The organism is Alteromonas antoniana (genome assembly GCF_019249295.1).
Lineage (GTDB): Bacteria > Pseudomonadota > Gammaproteobacteria > Enterobacterales > Alteromonadaceae > Alteromonas > Alteromonas antoniana.
In genome coordinates, this window is record NZ_JAESDH010000024.1 from 40722 (window position 1) to 67250 (window position 26529).

Consider the following 26529-nt stretch of genomic DNA (forward strand, 5'->3'; position numbering starts at 1 on the left):
GAACCACTCCCCCGCGATTAGCTACTAAGCGACTGCTTAGATTTTGCCTACCAGGTCCAGTGAAGGCGCTAGTGTCTCTTCACCTTCTTTCCATTTTGCAGGACATACTTCACCTGGGTGAGACGCAACGTATTGGGCAGCTTTCACTTTGCGTACCAGGTCGTCTGCATCACGGCCAATACCTTCAGCAGTGATCTCCATGGCTTGTACGATACCGTCCGGGTCAACAACAAATGTCGCGCGGTCAGCAAGACCCATGTTTTCACGCATACAATCGAAGTTGCGTGTGATTTCGCCAGTAGGGTCACCAATCATCGCAAACTTGATTTTGCCGATAGTTTCAGACGCTTCATGCCATGCAGCGTGCGTGAAGTGTGTGTCTGTTGATACAGAGAACACCTCTACACCGCGAGACTGTAGCTCTTCGTATTTGTCAGCAACGTCGCCTAGCTCAGTTGGGCATACGAAAGTGAAATCCGCTGGGTAGAAGACAAATACAGCCCACTTCCCTTTGATGTCTTCGCTGCTTACCTCGACGAACTCGCCGTCTTTAAACGCGTTAGCTTTGAAAGGCTTAATAGCAGTGTTGATCAATGCCATGTTTATATTCTCCATTTAGTAAGTTTTAATGACTTTCATTACTCGGGGTCAGAAAGCCATCTTGAGTACGAAACTTTTTTCCACACGGTTTTTACTGTGTCGAAATCATTCCGTGTTGAAACTGGTGATAAGGATAACGGGCGGTCGCTGAAAATGATAATTGGTAAAGTTGAAAGCTGTAATCAATTTTACTAATCAATAGTGTAGATATTTGCGGAAAAATTGAACATGCAATAATTCCAGATTTTACTGTCTTTTGCAACAACCTCACCTGAGATTGCGAATTGGATAAAGTCACAACCTGATATCCGACGTGAACTTGCCATCGCAATAGATCTGTAAATCTGGCTGACGATGAAGTGCTAATTATCCTTTATTGTCGGTCTTCAGCTTCCGCCTATCCTGTCACGCTGTCAGCTTTCGTTCTGATAAAACCATAACAAGGTGCGCAACGGTTTTCATCTCGGTGAAATCCGCCTTACACTTATGGAAGATGCGAATGCGTCTATCGTCATTGAGCAAGTGCTGAAGTATGTGCTCGTCAGGCTGGAACTACGGGTAATGGCTGTCGTCCTCTTCAGGTAGCCCTAGTGCTGTAACTACGTGCCTCAGGGCTTGCACTTCGAGGCTAACAGCCAGGAGAGTACTCATCGTCGGTCTTTGTGACATCCCCCCGTCATAACGGCAAAAGACCGCCTTGAGTGATCTCCTGCATGCCTGAGCGACCAAAGACGTATTCGCAGCTTCTTTACACAAATCAAAAACAGGAGTTATGGCGATGAACCGGGGCGACTATTTGCGCGAACAGATCGAAAGCATTGACGGACCATTAGGCGGCACGCCCAAACATAGTAAAATGACTACCAGTCCGTTTGTGTTTTACCGGGGTACCGCGCAGGTATTTTACGCAGATATCGCCAACGGTGTGTTGTGCCTGCCAAAAGCCATGGAAACCCTACCTCTGGTGTGTGTGATGGGTGACTGCCACGCGTCTAATTTTGGCTTTCTTACTGAGGAGGGTTCTCACGGAGACCAGGTTATCTTTGCTCCGAATGACTTCGACGACGCCTGCATAGGGCCTGCAGCCTGGGATATCGTACGCTTTATGGTGTCGCTGGCGTTAACCGCCGATCACTGTGAAGGCGTGCAGAATAACAGATACGCATCTGAAGGCGTTAAATCCGGGAAGCCCTCAATCAGCCAGTCTGACGCTACTGCTGCCATGGCGCAATTCTTACATTCCTATTCTGCGCTTTGCTCACGGGTAACAGAAAGCCCTGCTGTGATTTATGAAGCCATCGATCAGATCCCTGCAGGAAAGTTAAAGAAGCTCTATGAAAAAGCCTGTCGACGATCTGCATGGGGCGATGATTTCACCACCAAAAGTGCGCTTGCAAAAGCTGTGGAAATGAAAGGGAACAGACTTAGCTTTAAGAATTTATCTGACAAGTTTGTTCCACTATCCCCGTCACACTATCAGGAACTGGAGTCAGCATTCGCACCCTATATGGATGAAGACGTGGTGGATATTGTTCAGCGCGCGAATGCGGGCACAGGCTCCGTTAATATGGGCCGGTATTATTTTTTAGTCGGACCGGCTCACCCCCATGATGAAACCAGTTTTGCCCGCTGCCATATCGTAGAAGTAAAGCAACAACGCAAGGCGGCACCCCTCCACTACTTTACCGATCTTTGTCCGGTCAACTCACTGAATGCGGCACACCTTACGGCGCGGTGTCAGCGAAAAATGCAGCGTCGTCCAGACTTATTGCTTGATGAGGTGGAGTGGAAAAATGCGCACTGGCTGATACGCTCGCGCCATCACGCTAAGGTGGGTATTGATCCGGAAGATATCGGTATTGGCAATAAAGCTGTCAGCGGGAGTTTTTCAGAATTTGCGGCCTATTGTGGAAAGGCACTGGCGCTGGCACATTGTCGCGCTGACAGACGTTCAACGGTCTTTGAACAGCAGTGTGTTGCTACACTCTGTGAGCAGGAAACCACACTGCTGGAAACGGCAACTAAGTACTACCAGCAAGTTGTACTCGATTATCAGCTTTTCAAAGACTTGCTACAGCAACAATGATGTTGTAACGCTTAAACAAGTTTTGCTGCGCCGGTGCTTTCATCATTGGTTGCATCAAGCTGCAGCCCAAGCGCCTGAATATACTGCATACTCTTTTCTTTTTGTGTTGGTGAGAGTGGGTCAGACATCAACAGGCTCGCAGCCCGATGTGCTGTTGCCATCTGTTCGCTGGACAAATCGTTCTTCTTATCGATTTGTACCAACACTTTTAACAAGCTTAGCGCCAGTTGCTTATCCTGAGGCGACAGCGTCAACGCTTGTTTCAGGTTATTGTACGCAGGCAACAGACGATTTTCTTTGTAGTTGGTCGTTGCCATCTGTTTTAGCTCTTTCGTCGTGAACTGAATTTCCTGACGCTCTATCGACTCCTGCTTCAGATATTCATCCACCACCTGGCTGGAAAAAGAGTCACCTTCAATCTGCAACCGAAGCCGTTCCAGAATACTTAAGCAGTGTTCCCGCATGCCGAGTTCGTGAAAGGCTTTCATTTTATCCAGATTGTCTTCCATTGACTGGTCATCAACCACGGCTTTTTTATTGCCGATGATTTTTTCCGCGTCTTTCTTTTTATCCTGTAAACACAGTACCCTGGCCTGAATAACCTCAAACTGCTCACTCAGCTGCTTTTCAACACCTTTGCGGTGTTTCAGTTCTTCCAGCTCAGACTCTGCGCGTTTCACAAGGCGGTCGGTTTCACTGTTGTTCAAACTCGTCGCCAGGTCAATCGTTGCCCGAATAACATTTAATGCCAGCTCAGGAGAGTCGTGAATGGAGTTCTTTGCAAATTTAGCCATATTCTGCACGGCGTCCAGCTGGCCGTGCTTATCGTGGTTTAATCTGGCCAGATCCCACAGCTTTTTGTTGCGCTCAATATTACGGGGAGCCAGCTTGCTCGCCTCTTTCATTTGCTCGTAAGCTAAATCAAATTTTTCTTTTTCGATATAATACTGTGCCAGCAAATCGTAAGTTAAGAAGCGGGTATCATTGCGCTCAAGCAAGTCCTCTACCAGCGTTTCAGCCTCTTCCAGCTTATCCTGACGGAGCAGTGCCCGGGCAAGCCCTATGTGAACCCACGCGTGGTCCATTTTGTCCAGCAAGCCACGATAATAGGTTTCAGCCGTCTCATAATCGCGTAATTGCATCAGGCATTCCGCTATCATACGTTTCATGCGGGGGTGATACTCGGAAACAGAAGGGTCTTTCAGTTGCCGTTCCGCATGGTAGATAGCGGCAGCAAAGTCGCGCTCTGCCATACAGTGCAGTACCTTGTGCAGCTTACTGCGGATACTAAACAGATAATTCAGACGGTTTTCGATTCGGTTTCTATCCAGAGGCTTTACCCAGAAATCATCAGGCTGCAGCTCTACAATACAGTTAACCAACTCTGAACTGGTTTCCGCGCTTAAAAAGATGACCGTGGTTTTATCATTGATATGGTTCAGATGTTTGAGCTCTTCGAACAAGTGGAAACCGTCTTTGTCATTGCTGACATTAAACGCAATGAGAACAAAATCGTACTGCTTTTTCTCACAAAGACGTAAGGCATGAAACGCATTCAGCGCACTGCTGACCTGCTTTATGCCCATCGCGTTGAGTGTCGAAGAAATAACATCGTGCACCAACCCCTGATTATCGATAACCAGTACGCTGAGCTCTTCCTTGGGCGTCGGTGCGGGAAACTTTTCCATCATGAATGACCACTTAGCTTACAAAATATCCGTTTTACGAGCGCCAGCAACTCTGTGAATTTTTTGTGCTTTCAGAGAAGCCGACCATGTTTTTTGCTGTAAACCCACCTCATTCTATCAACGTGATTTGTCGCGTGGTAATACGACCAGGCGCAGCTTTTCCAGTTATCGGGTGGTGCGTTATGAAACAGCAGGTACGCGTTTGCTTAGTTTATACTGGCATCTTGCGTAAGGGAAAACGTAATTCCGATAACAAAACAGGTTGGTAACCAGAATACTAGCATTGTAAGCAACCTGATTGCCAGTGCCCTCTATGCACGCTGCGCCTGAGGCCGTTGTTACAGGTTGCTTACAATGCCAGTTGGGGACAATGGCTGTAAAACCTGCATTTTTGAGCAGTTTCGGCCATTCTCTTTAGCCTGGTAAAGCGCCTCATCGGCGACATCAATCAGTGACCGCGGGTCAATTGACGCCTCACCAAGCTTACTATCGTCTAATATCCCCACACCTATACTCACGGTAAGGTAATCATGCTGCGTTGCGTAGTGATGCGGTATTTTTTCTTCGTTGAAAAGCGTAATGATCTCGTTAGCAAGGGAGATGGCGCCCTCAACGTCAGTGTCCGGCAGCACAACGCCAAACTCTTCTCCGCCAAGTCGGCTCACTGTGTCTGTCGCCCTGCCTACACATTTTCGCAACAGACGCGCAACCCGCACCAGGCAGTCATCACCTTTACCATGACCGTAGTGGTCGTTAAAAGGCTTAAAGTCGTCGATATCAATAATCAGCAACGCAATACTACAGCGTTTGCGGTTTGCTCTGGCTACCTCATGCTGTATGCACTCATCAAACTTTCGTCGGTTTGCCAGCCCCGTCAAAGGGTCTGTAGCGGCCAGAGATTCAAGCTGCAGGGTCTGCCGATAAAGCCGGGTATGCGTTTTCACCCTTGCCAGTAAAATCGGAAACGCAATAGGCTTGGTAATGTAATCGACACAGCCAAGTTCAAAGCCCCGGGCTTGTTCAGACACCGTATCCAGCGCGCTTACGAAAATTACCGGTATAGGCTGTGTACGGGCATCTGCTTTCAGCTTTCGACAGAAATCAAACCCATTCATGTCCGGCATAACAACATCAAGCAAAATCAGATCAGGGCTTGAATGTAACGCCTGAACAAACCCTTCTTCCGCCTGAGTGGCGATAACTACCTCGTAATCTGAGGACAAGGCGTCTGCCATCAGGCGAATTGTCGAGACATCATCATCAATGATCAATACTCTCGCAGGAGTTTGCGGCATATATAGTATTCCTATCCTACACTGTTCTGAGCGTAGCAAATGACTTAGTTTTCATCTACTAACGGTGCAAAGAAGTCCCACCAATCTGACGACATCGCCACTTACGGTATGCCGCGAATTGGTTCAGGTACGCGTTACTTTCTGTCATCAAGTGTAGACAAGTTTATGAATATTGTTGATTCATTATTACGTTCCGATTACATGCCCCACGGGCATTGTTACTGGTGGAAACCAGAAATTCTGTGGCTGAATGTCGCGTCAGACTTTCTCATCGCATTCGCATATTTTTCTATTCCCTTTGCACTCTATTATTTCGTCAAAAAGCGGACGGACCTGAAATTTAAAGGGATTTTCATGCTGTTTTCAGCTTTTATCTTACTTTGCGGTATTACTCACCTGATAAGTATCGTGGTGATATGGAAAGGCTATTATGGTGTGCACGGACTGGCAAAACTGCTTACCGCAATCGTTTCCTGTATTACTGCTTATAAGGTATACCAGTCGATTCCGGCAGCCTTAACCGTACCCAGTGCAGCGCAGGTGCGTGAAGTGTATCAGCGCGCCAATGAGGAGAAGCTGGAGCGGGCCAGGTTACAAAACCAGCGAGAGCAGGAGCAGATCCTTCGCGAGTCCACCGACAGTGCGCATGTCGGTATTCTTGTGGTTAATGCCAGCGGACACATCACCGTCGCGAACCGGGCCGTTTGTCAGATTTTTGAATATCAGCATGAGGAGCTCGAAGGCAGTCATATCAACATTCTGATCGACGAAGGTTTTGCTCAGGCTCATGAACAACTTGTGCAAGGCTTTATTGCGTCTACAGATGACAATAAAGACATGGCGTCGGACCGTATCGTATACGGCGTCGCTAAATCCGGCCGCCGCATTCCTATTGAAGTCAGGCTTAATCATCAGTTTTATCAGCATCAGCCCGTAGTCTTTGTCTCGCTTCAGGACATCTCTGCAAGAATTCGTTCTGAACAGGCACGGGAGCAAAGCGAGATCATGACCCGGAGTATCATTCATTCTCTTCCTATGGGGCTGCATATTTTTGAGCTCAAAGACGATGAACTGCGATTTGTCAGTGCGAACCCGCGTGCCCAGCAAATCTTAAAATCGCCGCAACAGTCCGGCATTTTGCAACGCCACACCATTGAAACTGTCTTTCCTGCGCTGAAATCAGGCGCTGTCGTACAGCGTTTTATAAGAGTGGCGACGCACGGTGAAACCATTATTAACGAAGATATTTATTTTGATAATGGTGCTGTCTCAGGCGATTTTCAGGTCAGCGCTTTTCAGAGTTCACCTGGTAAGGTAATCGTATTGTTCGACGACGTTACCGAAAAGCGGCGCGCAGAACGGGCGCTTCGAAAGCAGGACACTTTTATTCATCGCGCCATCAATGCCTCGATTGCAGGCGTATATGTGTTTGATACATCGCTGCGAACAAATCGATACATCAACGAACGATATACCAGCATTACCGGCTACACATTGCAGGCGCTTAAATCGCAGTCAAAGGGCTCACTCATCACCTTAATTCACCCGGAAGATCGTTTCCCTGTGCTGGCGCATGTAAAACGACTACTAACAGACAGCACCGAAGATGCTATTCACACCATTGAGTACAGAATGCGACATGCCGATGGACACTGGATCTGGCTGATGGCGCAAAACATTGTGTTTGAACGCGACCTCAATGGCAACATCACGCAGTTCATGGGCAGTTTTCTTGATATTTCGCCACTGAAAAAAATGCAGAATAATCTGCTGGAAATGAAAAACAAAGCAGAGAATGCAAACCAGGCGAAAGGTGAGTTCCTTGCCAACATGAGTCATGAGATCCGCACGCCTATGAACGCGATAACGGTGCTGACAGACATGATTCTGGAAATGGAATTAGGCAGAAAACAGCGCGAATATCTGGAAAAGATCGCGATGTCGTCCAAGTCACTCTTGCAAATTCTTAACGATATTCTGGACTACTCCAAGCTGGAAGCCGGGAAGCTTGATGTTGTTTACGACACTTTCGATTTATACAAAACCGTGTCAGCGGGAATGAAGCTGTTTTCCATAAATGCGCTGCAAAAAGGCATTGAACTGCATATCGATATATCATCGAATACGCCACGGTTTGTAATTGGCGACGCGGTCAGGATCAGTCAGATCCTGAACAATTTGTTAGGGAATGCGATTAAGTTTACTGAGACGGGTTCAGTCATGGTCAGTGTTGAAGCGGAAGTCAGTCGGCAAGCCGGCAGCCATCTGATCCACATCGCCGTCAGCGATACCGGCATCGGCATACCCAGTGATAAACTGGATAGTCTGTTTGAGTCTTTCACGCAGGCCGACAGCGCTATCGACAGACGCTTTGGTGGTACCGGTCTGGGGCTGGCTATCTGCAAAAGCCTTACCCAACTGTTGGGAGGGGATCTCAGCGTCACCAGTCAGCCTGATAAAGGCAGTGTGTTTACGCTGTCTCTGACACTTAAAGACGCACCTGTACATCAAAATCCTGTATCAGTGCTCCCCGACACTCTGGACGTGGTGCTGGTAGGCAACACCAACCACAGTGCTGCGATTATGCAAAAGTATTTGTCAGACCACCTTTCAGATGGCTTCACCTTACTCAGTCACGACCGGTTCTCAGTGGCAAGCTTACCTGACTGCGACATTCTGATTATTGACATCACGACGCTGCCGGGCTCTCGGGTTCGTGAGTTAATGATGCAACTGGTAAGTGCAGAACTGGCGACGAAAGTGCGAAAAGGCACCTTGTTTATTTGCAATGAAAGCCTTCGTCAGAGCGCAGAGGCGTCAGTGATTATCAGCACCCCCAGTTTCAGACTGTCCACGCCATTTTCTCCGGCTGACGTTGATGAGTTATTAACAGCGATCGTATCTGAGACTCCTCAGGCGCATGCGAAAAACCGGTATATCCCACAATTTGAGAGCTGTCGGGTATTGTTGGTAGAAGACAACCCAACAAATCAATATGTTGCCGAAGAGCTGCTTCGGGGCACCGGGCTGTCACTGACGATCGCAGGAGATGGCGAAGCCGCCTTAGCCAAGTTTGTTGAGGATCATTATGACCTGGTACTGATGGATTTACAGATGCCAAAACTGGACGGCTATGCCACGGCCACCCGACTCCGTGATTTACCTGGCGGTAGTGACATTCCAGTTTATGCTATGTCAGCGGCGGTGATGGACGAGGATATTCGCAAAGTTGCCGAAACGGGAATGAAAGGACATATATCCAAACCCATCGACCGTCAGAATTTGTATCAAATCCTGGAGACGGAGCTTGCCCATAAGCTCGTCAACCGGCAGCCAGTTCAGCCTGGCTCGCCGGAACAATCAGCCCTCGCTAACAGCATTCAGCGTGCCTTACCGGTGTTAAGCGTAACAGACGTGATTACCCGGCTTGGCGGTAACGCTGAAAGCTATCTGCGTTTACTGCATAGCGTGCTGGATGAATACGCTGAGGTAACAAGCAAGCCAACAGCATTCCCTGCGCCTGATGTGCCCGTATCCAGAGCGGTACACACGCTGAAAGGCCTAGCCGCATCGATTGGCGCGAGCAGCTTGTCAGACACGTGCAAAGCGTTTGAAAACAGTCAGGCTCCTCAGGACAACCAGTATCATCTGAAACGGATCCGCCAACAACTCTCTGAACTGATCGATTCCATAAGTAAGGCATTGCCCACCCTTTCCACACCGATAGCTCAAACCACCATCGCGGCGCAAGATATTGATGTAGACACGCTGAGTGACTTACTTAAAACACGTGCGTATATTTCGCAGGAATCGCTTATGGCTTACGAAACCGCACTAACAGAAAAATTTGGACGTGAGCGGGCACATCGCATTTGTGAAACTATTCACGCTCTTCGCTATGATGATGCGCTGGCGCTGTTAAAAACGTCGGATGAAGATGCGCAGCAGTAGGGTTGCTGATGCGTAAGGTAGGTAGTAAGAACAAAGCCGTGAATACTACCGTAGTAGCGGCACCGCAAGTCCCTTTAGTTGTAAGAGGGCTTTGCCCTTGCACCATAAACTTGCGCATGACAGGATTAAAACGTAGCACCAGGTCACTGCTCACTGCACGAGGTACTTAAACGGGATAAAGAGCAAACCGACAGTAAGCTTGCTCATATAGCCGTTTCAGTGCCTGTTAGAGCGCCGGTTAACGGGGAGGATCAACCCGTCCATTTAGCGAGTCGTTTACCCTGTACCAGCCAGCGACAGAAAAACGGTGACGCGCTGCAGGCAAAACCTCGTGCGGGAACTTTTCACTCAGAAACACGACCAGTGTGCCAGTTTCCGGCAACACCCTGACGCCGCGGTTATCATCATTATTCTGATAAAGCACCAGCTCTCCGCCGTCATCCTGCTGCCAGTCATCATTCAGGTATGTCACTACACTCAGAACCCGATTACTGCGGCCTTTGAAGGCGTCGTAATGACGTTTGTAAAAGTGACCGGGCGCATAATGTGCAAAGTGACTCTCAAACGAAAACAGTCCCATAAATAAGTGACAATTCAAATAGTGCCTCAGCCCCTCGGTCCAGTTTAACCAGGCCTTCCCCCCGCCGGTGCTGCCATCAATCCAGCACACCTCATCGTTGCGAATGGTACTGAGAGTCTGATGTTCAGCGAGCCGCCCTATGCCAGCTTCAGAATAGTCGCGCTTTTTCAATTGCGCCTGACTTAATGACAACAAAGTTGTCAGTGTAGCCGGCAACGCGCCGCGGATAACGCTGTATCCGGTATCGTAGATATCAGCAGCAATACGGGCAAATAATGGGTCGTCAATTATGCCGTCACCGCTGCTTTCGGCGGCTGATGAAAGTGCATTCATCGAAAGAAAAGATTCCTGATAAGTAGTAACCGCGCGATTTATACTGCCAATTCACTTTTTGAGCAAGAAGTATTCAATGAAATCTCGCACTGGCGCCAAGGCCAAAGCCTCCCCTTTACGTTGCACTGTAAAAACGCATACAACGTCCCTGAGGCCTGTTGACGTTTTGTATTCATTTTTTACAACGAATTGTTTGCCATGCAGACAAAACGGCGTCCAGGCAATGTAGCCAGTTTGCATAAGCGGGCGATAACACAGCATTAATCACAAACAAATGCGGCCCTGCGATCACTTCCTACGCGCATGTTGCGCTGCGTTGCCCGCCATATATTTAGTCATAGTCCCCGCTTCCCTCGCGCCTTACTCAAAATCCCCCTGGATTGTACAAAAATTCGTCCCCTAAACATCAACCGGCCCTAGCAACCAACACACTTATGAATTATTCTATGTAAACAAAGCACTAGGGAAGATCCGAATAAGGTTATAGTCGCTTAGCGAGTCATTAGGCGGATAGTATCAAGGCAAGCCTCGCAGAGAATAGCAATGGCCCTTACCAATAAGCCTAATGCTGCAAATGCCTGCTTCAGAGCGCGTCCTTCGGGACTTACAATCAGGCATCTACTCGTCGATGGCCTGTGCTGCCTTGATCCGTCAGGCTTGCATAGGACCGCCTTGATTAGTCACTAAGCTGTATACCTGAGCGATTACAGACTTATTCGCATCTTCCCTGGGCCCGCAACCCGGCTACTCAACATTTTTTCGGTAAATCGACCCAAATCCCACAATTCGAGCGTAATGATACAGTCAGGAGCCGACTGGCCGGGTTTACGTAGCAGGTAATAAGGTAGGAATGAATGAGTCAAGACCAAACCGTCGTAGAAGATACTGAACACCATCTGGAGTTAAGAAATCTCCGACTAGACGATTATGAAGATGTCAAAGAACTGATGGACGCCGTATACGCGAACGTTGGTGGCGCATGGCCTTACAAAAATTTCAAAGCCCAGGTAAGTACATTTCCTGACGGTCAGATTTGCATAGAAGATAAAGGCAAGGTGGTCGCATTCGCCATTGCGGTCATTGTCGATTATGAGCAGTTTGGCGACAAACACAGTTATGACGAAATTACCGGTGATGCCTATCTTACTACTCACGATCCAAACGGCGATGTGCTTTATGGCGTAGAGGTTATTGTCAGTCCGGATTATCGCGGCCTCAGACTTGGCAGAAGATTATACGAAGCGCGTAAGGAACTGTGCCGTAATCTGAACCTTAAGTCGATTATGGCAGGTGGGCGAATCCCCAACTACACCAACTATGCCAGTGAACTGTCGCCGTACGAATATATAGAACAGGTCAAGTCCAAAGACATTTACGACCCTATACTGACCTTCCAGCTTTCTAATGGCTTTGAAGTTAAGCAGGTACTTCAGGCCTACCTCCCGGAAGACGAGGCATCGAAGGGCTACGCTACGCTTTTGCAATGGCACAATATTTATTACGAGCCGGGTAGTCCGAAACTTATTGGCGGTACCAAAACCAATGTCCGGATCGGCTGTATTCAGTGGCAGATGCGCTACTTTAATAACGTCGAGGAGTTGTTGCAGCAGGTTGAATACTTCGTGGATGCACTCTCTGACTACAACTGCGACGTCGCCTTGTTTCCGGAGTTTTTTAACGCACCGCTAATGGGGCTGAGTCCCACAGAAAGCTCAATTGATGCTATCTGGCACCTGGCAACCTACACAGACGAAATTCTGTCTGCGATGTCGCACCTTGCTGTCTCATACAACATCAATATTATTGCCGGCTCCATGCCGGTTGTGGAAGAGGACGAGCTGTATAATGTCAGCTATGTCTGCAAACGCGACGGAACCATAGAAAGTCAGTATAAACTGCACCCTACTCCGCATGAGAAAAAAGACTGGATCATGAAGGGCGGTAACAATCTGAAAGTGTTCGATACCGACTTTGGCAGAATTGGCGTGCTGATTTGTTATGACGTCGAGTTCCCGGAACTTGCCCGGGTACTAAGCGATCAGGAAATGCAGATTTTACTGGTACCGTTCTGGACCGACACGAAAAACGGTTATCTGCGTGTACGCCGCTGTGCGCAGGCCCGCGCGATTGAAAATGAATGTTATGTAGCAATCGCCGGCAGCGTAGGCAACCTGCCGAAAGTTGACAATGTCGACATCCAGTACGGCCAGACGGCGGTGTTTTCCCCATCTGACTTTTCTTTCCCGCACGATGCAATCGTGTCAGAAACTACGCCAAATACAGAGATGACATTAATCGTGGACCTGGATCTGGATAAGCTGACCAAGTTGCAAAACGAGGGCTCAGTCAGAAATTACCTGGATCGCCGTCGCGATTTATACCGGGTTGAATGGATTGGCGATTAAGAGAGTCACAAAATGAAAGCAGTAATTCAGGGATGTAGCCTGCTCCTCATTGCCCTGCTGGCTGTTACGCCAGCAGCGGCTGAAGAGCCCTATTTCACGGTTTCAGAAAACCGCAAGGCTTATGTGCAAAATGCCCAGAAAGAAGCGGTTGTCAGAGGCAAACTGTTATTGCTGGTGGTAGGTGCCAACTGGTGCCACGATTCCCGAGCATTGGGAGGTTATTTACAGGACGATGCGCTACAACCTGCACTGGCCAACTTTGTGCTGGCAAAAGTGGATGCCGCGTGGCTGGATAACCTGACTCCGGTATTAGCACCCTATGGCCACCCTGCCTATTTCGGCACGCCGTCACTGATGATAATCGAGCCTGAATCCAGTCGCTTACTGAACCGGGACAGTATTCAGCGCTGGCAATCTGCGCACAATGAGAGCCCTGCCGCTCTTGCCAGTTATCTGGCAACATTTTCGCAGAAAAGAATGGATGGCAATCAGCACATCATACAAGATGCGCCACGACTGGCGGCCTTTGAAGCTGAGCAGGCTCAGCGTCTCTATAAAGCCTACGCTGTGCTGGGTAAATTGCTGGCACAGGAGGAATCTGGCGACAGCGATGCGTCGACAACGCTGAATGCGTACTGGCGCGAGGTGTCGGTGTATCGTCATCAACTACAAAACGATTTAAGTAAATTGCATCTCAGTCAGCCCGAGACTGAATCGGATTATCCTGAATATCCCCCGCTATCCTTTCTATAAAGCGATTTCAGATTGGTATTGCAGGGTAATTAACGATAACATCGCTGACAATGATGTATTTTTCGTCTCGTAAACGAATTTTGGAAAAACAGAGAGACTATGGCAAACGATTCAAAAAATGATGACTTTCCGACCATCCGATTAGATGAAGAAGATCGTCGGGCATACCAGAAGAAGAAGCAACCGGCACCTGGCAACGGCGCGAAAACACCGCCGCCAAGCGGTTCCACTTCGTCACAGGCTTCTGCTACGAAAGGTAGCGGTAACGGACTCTGGTTATCACTGATTGCATTGATCGCGCTTGCTGGTTTGGGCGGATGCTATTATCTGTACACGTTATTACAACAACAGCAAGCGGTGGCTGAGCAGGCTGAGACCCGGATTGCGCAATTGGAAAGAAAGCTTTCTGCTACCGGAGAAGAAATTGGTGAGTCTACTGTCGCCTTACAGGTAAAGGTAACCGAGCTGAGTAACAAAACGAATGAGCTCTGGGAACAGATGGATAAACTTTGGGCTTCTGCCTGGCGTCGAAATCAGAAAGAAATCGAAGATCTTGGCGATCGCGTAACCAACGTTCAGTCAGGCCTGGAGAAAAATATCCAGAACGTATCAGCTAACGTGAAAACGGCGTCTGGCGATATCGCCAGCGTGCGTAATCAGATGGCTAACCTTGCCGACGAGATACTCGCGTTGAACGTTCAGCTTGAACAGGCTGCTGGCGAAAAACAGCAAACCGAGCAAACCGTGAAATCACTGGCAAGTAAACTGACCGAACTTGAGCAGCGCAACAGTGCACTATCAGGCCGCCTGACGACCATGGAAAATGAGTTGCGGAATATCGCGACAAAAGTAATCAGTAGCTCTAACTCAGGTTCTGGTTCTGCAACGCCTTCGGCACCTACGCCGTAACCGTTGAGCGGATATTCAGAATTTGTAAAAGGCTCATTTCGGTGGGCCTTTTTATTGTCTGGCTGACGGCGTTGTTACCCTTCAGCTTTGTCGCCTATGACGCAAAAACTAAGTGGCAGTCGCGCTTTCCATCGACCATTGCAGGGCAACCTACTTATTGATAAGTTTCGTTCGCGCGATAGCGGAGCCTGTCTCATCAGTAGCAAACATCCATACGGCGTCAATGTCTGCCGTTTCTGTGCGCAGCAGCTACCCGATATTTTCAGCCGGCTTTTAGGCATCCCTTCACGCAGGGGTGGCTTACTGACAACATCCGTGCAAACGAATGGGGAATGTCTAACGTGGCATTACTACCTGTACAAAAGACATAAAAAAAGCGCCCTTGGGCGCTTTTTCCATAACAAACCTGTCTTAGCGACGCAGGCCCAGACGCTTGATCAGATCAAGATAACGTTCTGCGTTCTTACCTTTCAGGTAATCAAGCAGTTTACGACGCTGGCTAACCATGCGAAGCAGACCACGACGTGAGTGGTGATCTTTCTTATGGTCAGAGAAGTGGCCCTGAAGCTTGTTAATGTTGTGAGTAAGCAGAGCAACCTGAACTTCTGGTGAACCTGTATCACCTTCTTTCACGCCGTACTCAGCAACAATGTTTGCGGTTTCTTCTTTAGTTAGTGACATAATCATCTCCTGATTGAGTGAAACCTGGCCGATCACTAATTCAGCCAGGTCATAGGAAGCGCGTATTATAATGACCTGCCGCGTTGACGCAAGTACATTCTTGTACCAGATAAGCTGTCTGTTCGCTTTGGCGCAACAACCGCCGGAAAACTCACGTTACAGGTTATAAACTACGCGCCGCTTTGGATTGATAAATACCGTGTCTGTTCCGTGAAAGGCAGGCTGATCCTTGGGTGATACCACCCCTTCTCCTACACCAAGAAACAGGGTTTCCCCTTGTCCCGATCGATGGTAAACACGGTAAAAGCGGCCTTCTTCAGGTGAAGCTTCACCGTCACCTGACACACTCTGACCGTGATCAAAACGCTGTTTCGCTGCATCGTCAATAATCACAGCATCTAAACGTGACACCGCCGTGTCCATAGGAATAAGCAGCGCATCAAGTGGCGAGAAGTCCTCTTGCGTGCATTGCTCAGCCAGCTCAGTGAGAGTTTCAATCGGCACCATCTTGTCGGTGGGGTAATCGGCCACTTCTGTGCGGTGCAATCGGGTTACGTAAGCACCACAACCCAGCTTTTGCCCAATATCATCTACCAGCGACCGTATATAGGTGCCTTTGGAGCACTTCACTCGCATCACCACTTCCGGTAGTGCAATGCGGTGTATGTCGAGCTCATAAATTTCGATATCACGGGCTTCGCGTTCAATCGTTATTCCCTGCCGGGCATAAAAATACAGCGGCTTGCCTTCGTGTTTAAGCGCCGAAAACATTGAGGGAATTTGTTTAGACTTACCTAAAAAGCTCAGACACGCTTCCCGGACTTCAGCCTCGCTCACCGTAACCGGCTTTTCCTCAACGACGTCACCGTCTGCATCTGAGGTGGTAGTTCGAATACCAAGATGCGCGGTTACCTCATAGGTCTTTTCTGCGTCCAGCAAGAATTGAGAAAACTTAGTTGCCTCACCGAGGCATAGCGGCAACATACCACTGGCTAGTGGATCCAATGCACCGGTGTGACCCGCTTTTTGTGCCTTATATAGCCAGCGTACCTTTTGCAGTAATTGGTTTGAAGAACCACCTAAAGGTTTATCAAGAAGTACTATGCCGTTAATCGCACGGCCTTTACGACGTCGTGCCATTAATCCTGCTCGTCTTCGCCATTGCCCTGGCGCTTCTCTTCGTCTTTTGCCACAGTCTGAGACACCAGATTAGAGATCCGCATTCCTTCAGTTATCGATGTATCCTGGAAGAAATGCAGGTGCGGCACTGAACGCATACGAAGGCGCTTCGCCAATAAGCTACGAATGAAGCCGTTGTACTCTTCCAACTGCTTTATCTGTGCTTTTTCATCTACATCATCCGTGTTGTAAATGGTGATAAAAATTTTAGCGTGAGCCAAATCTCTGGACACATCTACATCGGAGACGGTTATCAGAGGCAGGTTGCCTACGCGGTGTTTATATTCATTTTGCAGGATACTGGCAACTTCCTTATGGACTTGCTGCGCTACCCTGTCGGTACGTGAAAACTCACGAGCCATAACATTCTCCTTATCCCGGTAAGACAGAGACAAAAACGGGGGCGTATTTGCGGCCCCCGTTTTCACTTAGTATGTCGACCGGCGATTACAGTTCGCGTTTAACCTCAACGATTTCGAAGACCTCAATCTGGTCACCGACTTTCACGTCGTTGTAGTTCTTAACGCCAATACCACATTCCATCCCGTTACGGACTTCCTGTACATCGTCTTTAAAGCGACGCAGTGATTCCAGTTCACCTTCGTAAATAACCACGTTTTCACGCAGAACGCGAATTGGGTTACTACGTTTAACGTTACCTTCAGTTACCATACAGCCGGCAATCGCGCCCAGCTTAGGCGACTTAAATACGTCACGAACTTCAGCAAGACCAATGATTTCCTGTTTGAACTCTGGCGCAAGCATACCGCTCATCGCCGCTTTCACTTCGTCAATCAGGTTATAGATAACGCTGTAGTAACGTAAATCGATCTCTTCTGCTTCCAGTACTCGGCGAGCAGATGCATCGGCACGTACGTTAAAGCCAAGTACGATCGCACCTGAAGCTGCTGCCAGAGACGCGTCAGTCTCGGTGATACCACCAACACCACTGCCGACGATGTTCACTTTCACTTCATCAGTAGACAGTTTAATCAGAGACTCAGCAATGGCTTCAACAGAACCTTGTACATCAGCCTTCAATACGATGTTCAGTTCACTGACATCACCAGATTCCATGTTCGCAAACATGTTTTCCAGCTTGGCTTTCTGCTGACGCGCAAGTTTAAGTTCGCGCTTCTTCTGATGACGCTTGGCTGCCACTTCACGGGCTTTACGCTCGTCTTTGACCACAGCGGCATCTTCACCTGCTACCGGCACACCTGACAGGCCTAACACTTCCACAGGTGTAGATGGACCGGCGACTTTCAGCTCGTTACCGTTTTCATCGCGCATTGCACGAACGCGGCCATATTCTTCACCACATAGCAGGATGTCACCGGCTTTCAGCTCACCTTCCTGGATCAGTACTGAAGCAACCGGACCACGCCCTTTATCAAGACGAGACTCGATAACGATACCGCGACCTGGACCATCAGCAACCGCCTGCAGGTCAAGCACTTCTGCCTGAAGGTTAATGGCTTCAAGAAGCTCATCAACACCCATACCCGTTTTCGCAGAAACATTAACGAACTGGTGCTCACCGCCCCACTCTTCGGAAATAACTTCCATCTGAGACAGTTCAGTTTTCACACGATCCGGATCGGCTGATTCCTTATCCATTTTGTTAACCGCGATGATCAGAGGTACACCAGCAGCTCGGGAGTGCTGAATCGCCTCTTTAGTCTGCGGCATTACGCCATCATCAGCAGCAACAACCAGTACGACGATGTCCGTTGCGGTTGCACCACGAGCACGCATTGCAGTAAACGCGGCGTGTCCAGGAGTGTCCAGGAACGTAATATCGCCGTTATCTGTATCTACTTTGTATGCACCGATGTGCTGGGTAATACCACCCGCTTCGCCCGCTGCCACTTTGGCACGACGAATATAATCAAGCAGTGAGGTTTTACCATGGTCAACGTGACCCATGATGGTGACTACTGGCGCGCGGGTTGTTTTCACTCCGCTCTCATTTTCTGCCAGCAGTTCATCTTCCAGTGCATTGTCGTTTACCAGCTCGTATTTGTGACCCATTTCTTCAATCACAAGTACCGCGGTATCCTGATCCAACACCTGGTTAATGGTTGCCATCTCGCCCATTTTCATCATGGCTTTAATGACTTCATTCGACTTCACCGCCAGGCGGCTAGCCAGTTCACCCACTGTAATAGTGGCACCCAATTTAACGACTCGTTCTACTGGTTGAGCCGGTTTCTTAAAGCTTTGCTTCAAATGTTCTCCCGCGTTTTTCTTCGACTTTTTACGACGTCTTGAAGAACGCTCTACCTGCATATCCTCTTCGTCTTCGGCTTCCTGAGCATAACGGTTAGAATGCATGTGGACTTCTTCAGCCTCTGCTTTCTTACGGCGCTCTTCCTCTTCTTTCCAACGACGTTCGTTTTCTTCGGCAAGTTTACGCGCTTCATCTGCGGCGCGTTTTGCCTCTTCTTCCAACTTCTTCTGCGCTTCTTCTTCCTGAGCCTTACGCAGACGTTCTTCTTCCTTACGCGCGGCTTCCTGTTCTGCCTTTTCTTCCTCGGTCAGTTCAGGCTCATCTTCCTTACGCGCTTCCGCTTCAAGGCGGGCCTTTTCAGCTCGCTCCTGACGCTCTTTCTCAGCTGCCTTGCGCGCTTCTTCTGCCTTACGGACTTTTTCTTCAGCCGCTTTTTTCGCTTCCTGCGCCGCTTTTTCTTCCGCTTCGCGTTTTAAGCGTGCTTCTTCTTCAGCCTTGCGCGCTTCTTCTTCAGCTAATCGCTGTTCTTCAACGTCTGTACGTTTGACATACGTCCGTTTCTTGCGAACTTCAACCTTCACAGACTTTGACTTACCAACACTTAACGTGCTGGTAGATTTGCGCTTAAGCGTCATCTTTTGCGGCTCACCTGAGCCGGTGCTGCCATGTTGCTTGCTTAAATGATCAAGCAACTGGCGCTTCTCGTCTTCAGTGACCTGGTCGCTGACTTTTTTCTCGATGCCAGCGTCTTTGAACTGACTAACCAAGCGGTCAACGGTAGTTCCTATGTCACTGGCGAGCTTTTCTACTGATACTTCTGCCATTACGTGTTTATCCCCCTGTTGACCTTATTCTTCACTAAACCAAACGATATTACGTGCCGCCATGATTAACGCGCCGGCCTTCTCATCGTCCAGTTCGTCAATATCGCTGATATCGTCGGTGCCTTGTTCTGCCAGTTGCTCGAGATCGTTGATCCCGCGGCTGGCGAGCACATAAGCAACGTGCTTGCTCATGCCTTCAAGGTTCAGCAGCGCTTCTGTCGGCTCTGCACCCTCAAGGCTTTCTTCGTTTGCTAACGCGCGGGTAGTCAGGAAGGCACGAGCGCGGTTACGCAACTCTTCTACCGTGTCTTCGTCTAACCCGTCGATGGCCAGTAACTCGTTCACCGGAACATACGCGACTTCTTCTAACGTACTGAATCCTTCATCAACCAGCACTGATGCAAAATCTTCATCAATGTCCAGGCCTTCCATAAACAGGTTCAGAACCTTAGCGTTTTCTTCTTCGTGTTTCTTGTTCAGATCATCAATGGTCATGACGTTCAGCTCCCAGCCAGTCAACTGGGATGCCAGACGTACGTTCTGACCGTTTCGGCCAATTGCCTGAGCAAGATTATCGGCTTCTACTGCCACATCCATCAGGTGCGCGTCTTCATCAACAACGATTGACGCTACTTCTGCTGGTGCCATGGCATTAATAACGAATTGTGCAGGATTCTCATCCCATAACACGATATCAACACGCTCACCGCCTAGCTCACCAGATACGGCCTGAACACGTGAGCCACGCATGCCAACACACGCCCCAACCGGGTCAAGACGTTTGTCGTTAGTTTTCACGGCGATTTTTGCACGTGAACCCGGGTCGCGTGCAGCAGATTTAATTTCCAGTGTCTCTTCAGCAATTTCCGGAACTTCCAGACGGAACAGCTCAACCAGCATGTCCGGGTGAGTACGGCTGACAAACAATTGTGCGCCTCGTGCCTCTGGACGGATAACGTAAAGCAGGCCGCGTACACGGTCGCCTGGACGGAACGTTTCGCGTGGCAGCATATCATCACGGTAAATCACGCCTTCGGCATTGTTACCCAAATCAATAATGATGTTGTCACGGTTCACTTTTTTAACCGTACCGGTTACCAGCTCGCCGACTTTATCTTCGTATTCCGCGATCATTTGCGCACGCTCTGCTTCACGTACTTTCTGCACGATGACCTGTTTCGCTGTTTGTGTGGTAATACGGTCAAAAGCAATGGATTCAATCTGCTCTTCTACATAATCACCTGGCTTTACGTCAGGCTCATCAATCTGTGCCGCCGAAAGCGTTAATTCTGCGTACGGGTTTTCCTGCTCCTGATCATCCTCGATAACCAGCCAGCGACGGAATGTGTCGAAATCACCTGTGGTTCTGTCGATACTTACGCGTACTTCAATATCGCCTTCGTTTTTCTTTTTGGTGGCACTGGCAATTGCAAATTCCAATGCTTCAAAAATCTTCTCTCTAGGCACTTGTTTTTCATTTGATACGGCTTCCGCCACTAACAAAATTTCTTTATTCATTTTCGCCTCACTTTGCTTTCCTTAACGAAAGCGCTGCTGTTCCATTAGTCGAACGTGGGAACAACGTTACCTTTTTCGATATTCGCCACAGCTAACTGGAACTGCTGGCCATCCACTTCAATACTTACTACGCCATCTTCAACGGCCAGCACCTGACCTTTAAAGTTACGACGATTATCCATTGGCATCGCAAGACGAACCTGGACGACTTCGCCGACAGCAGCCTGATAATGCGATTCCTTAAACAAAGGTCTGTCCATGCCTGGTGATGACACTTCCAGGTTATATTCCGTGCTGATGGGGTCTTCCACATCCAGAATTGCGCTCACCTGATAGCTGACATCCGCACAATCATCTACGGTGATCCCGTTTTCATGATCAATATAAACACGTAAAATTGAGTGCTTACCTGCACGTACAAACTCGACCCCGACAAGTTCAAAGCCTAAGGCTTCTACACCGGGATCCAGCATGTCAGTCAATTTCTCTTCAAGCTTTGACAATCCATACCTCCAAAAACGAAAAAAGGGCCTAACGCCCAACCTGTAATGCTCATCACTACCTGCAGACAGGAACTGAGCGTAAATACAACAAAAAGCCCCGGACTAGCGGGGCTTATATGTGAATCTGGACCCATACCTGCCCGTAGACAGATGCAGACTCATGGGTAATGCCACCAATAGTGGAAGTCTGCTATAAGACAACACGTTACTATCCAATCCTGACGGAGGGAGCCCGTGTTCGCCCTAAAACGTGAGCGCATTATACTGCCTGAGCAGAGATTACGCAACACGCGCGGCGCGGTGCAGGTAAATTAATCATCCTGCCAGCGCGCTTTTATAGCAAGAATTTGCGGTAAATTTTCTTCCAGGAGGTCGACCAGTTTGGGCTCAAAGTGTTTTCCTTTTTCAGATCGCATTAAATCGAGCGTTTTTTCTACACTCCAGGCTTCTTTATAGGGGCGCTTGCTGGTAAGTGCATCAAAGACATCCGCCACGGCGACAATTCTGCCCTCTACCGGAATTTCCTCTCCTGATAATCTATTGGGATATCCACTCCCGTTCCACTTTTCATGGTGCGTCAGCGCAACTGACTTGGCAATCAACAGCAGCTCGGAATCACAATCACCCAGAATTTCAGCGCCGATTTGGGGGTGCGTTTTCATAATATCGAACTCTTCTTTGGTAAGCTTACCCGGCTTCAGCATAATCGAATCCGGAATACCAATTTTACCGATGTCGTGCATAGGTGCCGCGTGCAGAAGTATCTCTGCGGCTGCGTCGCTAAATCCGTATGCCAGTGCGAGAATCTTTGAATAATGACTCATTCTCAAAACATGCATGCCGGTTTCGTTGTCTTTGTACTCGGCCGCCCTGCCCAGACGCTGTACCACCTGCAAACGTGTGCGCATCAATTCATCAGCCTGCACCAGTGACAGATGAGTTTTTACTCTTGCCAGCACTACCGTGGGCGAAATCGGTTTGGTGATGTAATCCACGCCGCCAACATTAAACCCTTCAGCTTCATCGTGCTCTTCATTCAGGGCGGTCACGAAAATAACCGGAATTGCACTGGTCGCATCGTGTTGTTTGAGACGCTGACAGACTTCGAAGCCAGTCATACCCGGCATCATCACGTCCAGTAATATCAGGTTAGGATGCTGTTCACTGGCAAGACGTAACGCTTCTTCACCGTTTTTTGCAAACACCAGTGAATAATGTTGCCCAAGCAATTGCTTCAATACCCGCAGGTTTACGGGTTCATCATCGACAAGCAAAATAGTGGGTTTGGATAGTTTTCGCAGCATAGGTTACTCCTGCGCATCAGCAAGGGACGATATCAGCGACGCTAATTCTCGCTTTGCCCGTTCAAATTCAAAGTCGTCGATATTGTCCAGAATCGATTGAACCGCTTCCTGATAGTGACCGAGTGACGCCGAGGCCAGTTTTTCTAACTCATCTTCGTCTAAACGGTTCTGTTGTACACTGTCTGATAGCTGTCTCAGGTGACTCAGCAATTCAGTTGGCGTCATACTTGTCGAGTGTTCAGAGGCTTGTGTACTGGCCTGCTTACTCACCCATTCTGTCACCTCGCTGATAGCGTCGTTTAAGGATTGCAGCATATCGGCTGTGATCCCCGAGGAGCCTGCACCTTCTTCTAGCTGTTTTGCGGCCGCCGTCACGTCGCGCAAACCAAGATTACCACTCACGCCTATGAGCCCGTGACTCAGTGCTTTTTGTTCATCCTGCCGGCCACTTTTCATTGCCAGCTGTAGCGCTTCAAATGTGTGACTCACCTGTCCGAGAAAACGCGTAACCTCCCTGAAGTGATCATGCTCACTTCCCCATAGCGCCGCGCCCTTCTGAGTATCCACAGGGCCGGAAACCTCAGTTTGCTCTCTGTTTATTTTTGTCTCATCCCTATCCGCGACATCCAATCCAAGGACGCCCGCAATCTCCTGGGTCAAAGAGGGGTAATCTACCGGCTTATTAGCAAAGCCCTGCATACCGGCTTCTTCAGCTGCAAATTTATCCTGGGCCAGTACGCTTGCTGTCAGTGCCACGATAGGCAACGCTGGCAGGTCATGCCGGGCTTCATATTCCCGGCGTTTCTTCGACGCGGTCAGTCCATCCATCACTGGCATTTGCAGGTCCATTAACACCAGCTGCAGACCCCGCTTTTTCATGGCTTCCAGTGCCTCTTCGCCGTTACGGGCAATCGATACGCTGTGTCCATCGCGCTGCAGTAACAAAGTAAGCAAATCTACATTCTGTGCGATATCATCGACAACCAGCACCTCTAATGGCGGCAGCGCTGAAGGTGTAGAACGCGACGGCGCTTTTGCAGGTGGCTCTGTTGGCTCTAATGGCAAGCTAAAAGAGAATACGGAACCTTCACCCTGAACACTGCTGACCTGAATGCTGCCACCCATTAACTCTACCAGTTGTTTACTGATGGTCGTACCCAGTCCTGTACCACCATATTTTCGACTCATCGAGGCATCTGCCTGTGCAAACGAGTCAAACACCTTTTCAACCTGGTCTTCGGACATTCCGATACCCGTGTCAGAGATGGTAAATGTGACGTTGTTACCCTCGGGTTTTACTTCCAGTAATACGCGCCCTTCGCTGGTAAATTTTACTGCATTTCCAATCAGGTTATTTAATACCTGACGCAGTCTTTCCGGCACACCAAGATAGGCTGCTTCAAGCGCGTCGGAAACCTCGACGTCCAGAGTGAGATGTTTACGTTTCGCTTCCAGCCAGAAAGTGGAAACCACGGTATCAACCTCTTCGGTCAGCACGAAGCTTCGGTAATCCAGTTCCAGTTTACCTTTATCCAGCTTGGCACTATCAAGAATATCGTTAAGAAGATGAAGCAGTGACCGCGCTGACCGGTTAATGGTCGTCATGTGCTTCTGTTGCTCAGTATTCAGGTTTTCATGCAACATCAAATCACTGAAGCCGATAATGGCGTTCATTGGTGTTCTGATTTCGTGGCTCATATTTGCCAGGAACGTGGTACGTGCGGCAGCGGCGGCTTCTGCGGCTTCTTTCGCATCTTTAATTGCGTTTTCCATCTCTCGCCGGGATGTGATATCCATGATAAAGCCATCCAGCCAGCCTGACTTGCCGTCTTCACTGGTCACGAAAGTGCCAGACTCGCGTAGCCATCGGATGCTGCCGTCTCTATGGAAAATGCGATATTCCATTTCAAAATGACCGCCGCCTTCAATAGCCTCTTCGATGATTTCCAAATCGTCCGGATGATAAAGATCGATGAAACTTTTTGTAGGATTTGGAAGGCAAAATTCCTCCGGCGAATAGCCGGTTATGTCTTTTACTGCATCACTGATAAACAGCATAGGCCAGCCAGCATCATCCAGACAACGGTAAGCAATACCGGGAATATTGGAAATGAACGAGCGAAACTTTGCCTCATTTTCTTTGAGCGCGTGTTCCATTTCAATGCGATCACGAATATCTGCAACAAACGCAACAAAGAACTGTTGTCCTCGCACTTTACTGGTACCTACTCCTACACGGACAGGGACTTTTTCTCCGTCTTTATTCAGCGCTTCTGTATCACGACTGATACCCACAATGTCTTCTTTATTTGCAGATCTGCCGGCGCTGAAAAAATCCTGGTCGTAGGCATCCCGTCGTTCAGGCGGGATCACTTTTAATACTGACTCACCCACTAAGTCTTCTTGTGTCCAGCCAAGTATACGGGTAACAGCCGGGTTAATAGTGTCAACAATGCCGCGGCTGTTGACCGTCAAAATCCCATCCACCGTCGTATCCATAATTGCGCGCTGAGTACGTTCACTTTCGATGGCTCTGGCAGTCATATCACGGTAGCGATACAGCAGGCTGATGCCTAGTACAATCCCTATCATAATGACGGTAAAAAAAGTGATCCCCGTGGCCAGGTATAACGAAATTGAGGAAGATTGTGCCGAAGCTTCGAAGCCGGGTGGTTTAACAAAGCGTGCTGCGGCCATACCGGTATAATGCATACCTGCAATTGCCAGCCCCATTACGATACTGGCAAGCCAGTTTTTATGGCTTTCACTGGTGCGTTTGCCAACAAACCTTGCGAGCCCGAACTTGATCCATAACGCCAGCATCGCCAGCACGACAGCAACAACTATGGACAACAGAAATAACGGCAAACTATAACGAAGCAAAGGTGCCATTTGCATTGCAGCCATTCCGCTGTAGTGCATGGTGCCAATACCCGCTCCCATCAACACCCCGCTGACAACAATATTCAGCATTGTGACAGATGGCCTCAACAGCAATTTCAGTGCTACCCAACCAGCAATAATTCCCGGCAGTGCTGAAAGGCAGGTAATGGCAAAGTCGTAAGTAACCGGCGTACATAATTCAAACGCCAACATCCCAAGAAAATGCATGCTCCAGATGCCGCCACCTAACGCGACGCTGCCGATAGCAAGCATAACAGGGTTTCTTTTTCTGGTGCCGAAGCTGGCCTGGCTTGCTACTGTAAACCCCATAAATGAGGTTAAAACAGCAATAGCTACAGAGAGGAATACAAGGAAGGGGTCATAACCTCCATGCAGTAATAAAGAGGTATCTGGAACCTGAAAAAACGTTTGTAACATAACGGATACTACTCGAATATTAGGGCCAGACACCGCTGACTTTTTATTATCTTCACTAATCCGCTATCTCACAATGAGCCTCAACGGGAAGACGATCTTTGCTTCCTGCATGACATTTTATCAAACAATACAATAGCAGAACGTGTCAAGACTACCGCGTGATTTTTGTATGATAAATATTTGAGGAGTGGCCTGCTACAGCCTCTGTCCGGTCAGTCCATTATTCAGGTTTAAAGGTGATAAACGCAAAAAAGCCCCAGCATATGCTGAGGCTTTGATGTGGTTGCGGGAGCAGGATTTGAACCTACGACCTTCGGGTTATGAGCCCGACGAGCTACCAGACTGCTCCATCCCGCGTCTGAACTG

17 protein-coding genes and 1 tRNA gene are annotated in these 26529 nt (G+C 48.8%); 5 read left to right on the plus strand and 13 right to left on the minus strand.

The window, feature by feature from the left end:
* Nucleotides 1–36 precede the first annotated feature (36 nt).
* The gene (ahpC, locus tag JKP77_RS17725; RefSeq protein WP_476726940.1) at nucleotides 37–594 is read right to left on the minus strand and encodes an alkyl hydroperoxide reductase subunit C; all 558 of its coding nucleotides are present in this window, start codon (nucleotides 592–594) and stop codon (nucleotides 37–39) included.
* Nucleotides 595–1372: 778 nt separating this feature from the next.
* On the opposite strand from ahpC, the gene JKP77_RS17730 reads away from it, so the two are divergent.
* Entirely contained in the window at nucleotides 1373–2686 is a 1314-nt protein-coding gene (locus tag JKP77_RS17730) for a DUF2252 family protein (RefSeq protein WP_218312505.1), read from the plus strand.
* A gap of 11 nt (nucleotides 2687–2697) precedes the next feature.
* Here the strand turns inward: JKP77_RS17730 and JKP77_RS17735 are convergent, their stop codons facing one another.
* Both JKP77_RS17735 and JKP77_RS17740 read right to left on the minus strand, forming a co-directional pair.
* The gene (locus tag JKP77_RS17735; RefSeq protein ID WP_218312506.1) at nucleotides 2698–4377 is read right to left on the minus strand and encodes a response regulator; all 1680 of its coding nucleotides are present in this window, start codon (nucleotides 4375–4377) and stop codon (nucleotides 2698–2700) included.
* 335 nt (nucleotides 4378–4712) lie between these two features.
* Nucleotides 4713–5669, minus strand: a complete 957-nt coding sequence (locus tag JKP77_RS17740) for a diguanylate cyclase (RefSeq protein ID WP_218312507.1) — start codon at nucleotides 5667–5669, stop codon at nucleotides 4713–4715.
* 165 nt (nucleotides 5670–5834) lie between these two features.
* Between JKP77_RS17740 and JKP77_RS17745 the strand changes: the two genes are divergently transcribed.
* Nucleotides 5835–9620 carry a PAS domain S-box protein gene (locus tag JKP77_RS17745; RefSeq protein WP_218312508.1) on the plus strand — a complete coding sequence of 1262 codons (3786 nt, stop codon included), beginning with the start codon at nucleotides 5835–5837 and terminating at the stop codon, nucleotides 9618–9620.
* 238 nt (nucleotides 9621–9858) lie between these two features.
* Here the strand turns inward: JKP77_RS17745 and JKP77_RS17750 are convergent, their stop codons facing one another.
* Nucleotides 9859–10533, minus strand: coding sequence for a 2OG-Fe(II) oxygenase (locus JKP77_RS17750; RefSeq protein WP_218312509.1), 675 nt, complete (start codon nucleotides 10531–10533; stop codon nucleotides 9859–9861).
* 854 nt (nucleotides 10534–11387) lie between these two features.
* Here JKP77_RS17750 and JKP77_RS17755 point away from each other — a divergent pair.
* From JKP77_RS17755 to JKP77_RS17765, 3 genes are all read left to right on the plus strand, one after another.
* Nucleotides 11388–12938, plus strand: coding sequence for a bifunctional GNAT family N-acetyltransferase/carbon-nitrogen hydrolase family protein (locus JKP77_RS17755; RefSeq protein ID WP_218312510.1), 1551 nt, complete (start codon nucleotides 11388–11390; stop codon nucleotides 12936–12938).
* A 12-nt stretch (nucleotides 12939–12950) separates the two neighbouring features.
* Nucleotides 12951–13691, plus strand: coding sequence for a thioredoxin domain-containing protein (locus tag JKP77_RS17760; RefSeq protein WP_218312511.1), 741 nt, complete (start codon nucleotides 12951–12953; stop codon nucleotides 13689–13691).
* Between the two features lie 99 nt (nucleotides 13692–13790).
* Nucleotides 13791–14600: a coiled-coil domain-containing protein gene (locus JKP77_RS17765; protein ID WP_218312512.1), complete on the plus strand. Its 810-nt coding sequence runs from the start codon at nucleotides 13791–13793 to the stop codon at nucleotides 14598–14600.
* Between the two features lie 411 nt (nucleotides 14601–15011).
* Here the strand turns inward: JKP77_RS17765 and rpsO are convergent, their stop codons facing one another.
* The 9 genes from rpsO to JKP77_RS17810 form a co-directional block, all read right to left on the minus strand.
* The gene (gene rpsO, locus JKP77_RS17770) at nucleotides 15012–15281 is read right to left on the minus strand and encodes a 30S ribosomal protein S15 (protein WP_218312513.1); all 270 of its coding nucleotides are present in this window, start codon (nucleotides 15279–15281) and stop codon (nucleotides 15012–15014) included.
* 156 nt (nucleotides 15282–15437) lie between these two features.
* Nucleotides 15438–16421: a tRNA pseudouridine(55) synthase TruB gene (gene truB, locus JKP77_RS17775; RefSeq protein WP_218312514.1), complete on the minus strand. Its 984-nt coding sequence runs from the start codon at nucleotides 16419–16421 to the stop codon at nucleotides 15438–15440.
* Nucleotides 16421–16822, minus strand: coding sequence for a 30S ribosome-binding factor RbfA (gene rbfA, locus JKP77_RS17780; protein WP_218312515.1), 402 nt, complete (start codon nucleotides 16820–16822; stop codon nucleotides 16421–16423). The genes truB and rbfA overlap by 1 nt, the downstream gene beginning before the upstream one ends.
* An 85-nt stretch (nucleotides 16823–16907) precedes the next feature.
* Nucleotides 16908–19517 (minus strand): translation initiation factor IF-2, encoded by a 2610-nt coding sequence (infB, locus tag JKP77_RS17785; protein ID WP_218312516.1) that lies wholly within the window; start codon nucleotides 19515–19517, stop codon nucleotides 16908–16910.
* 24 nt (nucleotides 19518–19541) lie between these two features.
* Nucleotides 19542–21035: a transcription termination factor NusA gene (gene nusA, locus JKP77_RS17790; RefSeq protein ID WP_218312517.1), complete on the minus strand. Its 1494-nt coding sequence runs from the start codon at nucleotides 21033–21035 to the stop codon at nucleotides 19542–19544.
* Nucleotides 21036–21079: 44 nt separating this feature from the next.
* Nucleotides 21080–21538, minus strand: coding sequence for a ribosome maturation factor RimP (gene rimP, locus JKP77_RS17795; RefSeq protein ID WP_218312518.1), 459 nt, complete (start codon nucleotides 21536–21538; stop codon nucleotides 21080–21082).
* Nucleotides 21539–21849: 311 nt separating this feature from the next.
* Entirely contained in the window at nucleotides 21850–22842 is a 993-nt protein-coding gene (locus JKP77_RS17800; RefSeq protein ID WP_218312519.1) for a response regulator, read from the minus strand.
* Nucleotides 22843–22845: 3 nt separating this feature from the next.
* The gene (locus tag JKP77_RS17805; protein ID WP_218312520.1) at nucleotides 22846–26163 is read right to left on the minus strand and encodes an MHYT domain-containing protein; all 3318 of its coding nucleotides are present in this window, start codon (nucleotides 26161–26163) and stop codon (nucleotides 22846–22848) included.
* A gap of 280 nt (nucleotides 26164–26443) precedes the next feature.
* Nucleotides 26444–26520: transfer RNA gene (locus tag JKP77_RS17810), tRNA-Met, on the minus strand.
* Nucleotides 26521–26529: the final 9 nt, after the last annotated feature.

Bases quoted from the DNA above. Each gene is read 5' to 3' on its own strand.
- JKP77_RS17730 (WP_218312505.1), top strand. From the start codon at position 1,373: ATGGCGATGAACCGGGGCGACTATTTGCGCGAACAGATCGAAAGCATT.
- JKP77_RS17735 (WP_218312506.1), bottom strand. From the start codon at position 4,377: ATGATGGAAAAGTTTCCCGCACCGACGCCCAAGGAAGAGCTCAGCGTA.
- JKP77_RS17740 (WP_218312507.1), bottom strand. From the start codon at position 5,669: ATGCCGCAAACTCCTGCGAGAGTATTGATCATTGATGATGATGTCTCG.
- JKP77_RS17745 (WP_218312508.1), top strand. From the start codon at position 5,835: ATGAATATTGTTGATTCATTATTACGTTCCGATTACATGCCCCACGGG.
- JKP77_RS17750 (WP_218312509.1), bottom strand. From the start codon at position 10,533: ATGAATGCACTTTCATCAGCCGCCGAAAGCAGCGGTGACGGCATAATT.
- JKP77_RS17755 (WP_218312510.1), top strand. From the start codon at position 11,388: ATGAGTCAAGACCAAACCGTCGTAGAAGATACTGAACACCATCTGGAG.
- JKP77_RS17760 (WP_218312511.1), top strand. From the start codon at position 12,951: ATGAAAGCAGTAATTCAGGGATGTAGCCTGCTCCTCATTGCCCTGCTG.
- JKP77_RS17765 (WP_218312512.1), top strand. From the start codon at position 13,791: ATGGCAAACGATTCAAAAAATGATGACTTTCCGACCATCCGATTAGAT.
- rpsO (WP_218312513.1), bottom strand. From the start codon at position 15,281: ATGTCACTAACTAAAGAAGAAACCGCAAACATTGTTGCTGAGTACGGC.
- truB (WP_218312514.1), bottom strand. From the start codon at position 16,421: ATGGCACGACGTCGTAAAGGCCGTGCGATTAACGGCATAGTACTTCTT.
- rbfA (WP_218312515.1), bottom strand. From the start codon at position 16,822: ATGGCTCGTGAGTTTTCACGTACCGACAGGGTAGCGCAGCAAGTCCAT.
- infB (WP_218312516.1), bottom strand. From the start codon at position 19,517: ATGGCAGAAGTATCAGTAGAAAAGCTCGCCAGTGACATAGGAACTACC.
- nusA (WP_218312517.1), bottom strand. From the start codon at position 21,035: ATGAATAAAGAAATTTTGTTAGTGGCGGAAGCCGTATCAAATGAAAAA.
- JKP77_RS17800 (WP_218312519.1), bottom strand. From the start codon at position 22,842: ATGCTGCGAAAACTATCCAAACCCACTATTTTGCTTGTCGATGATGAA.
- JKP77_RS17805 (WP_218312520.1), bottom strand. From the start codon at position 26,163: ATGTTACAAACGTTTTTTCAGGTTCCAGATACCTCTTTATTACTGCAT.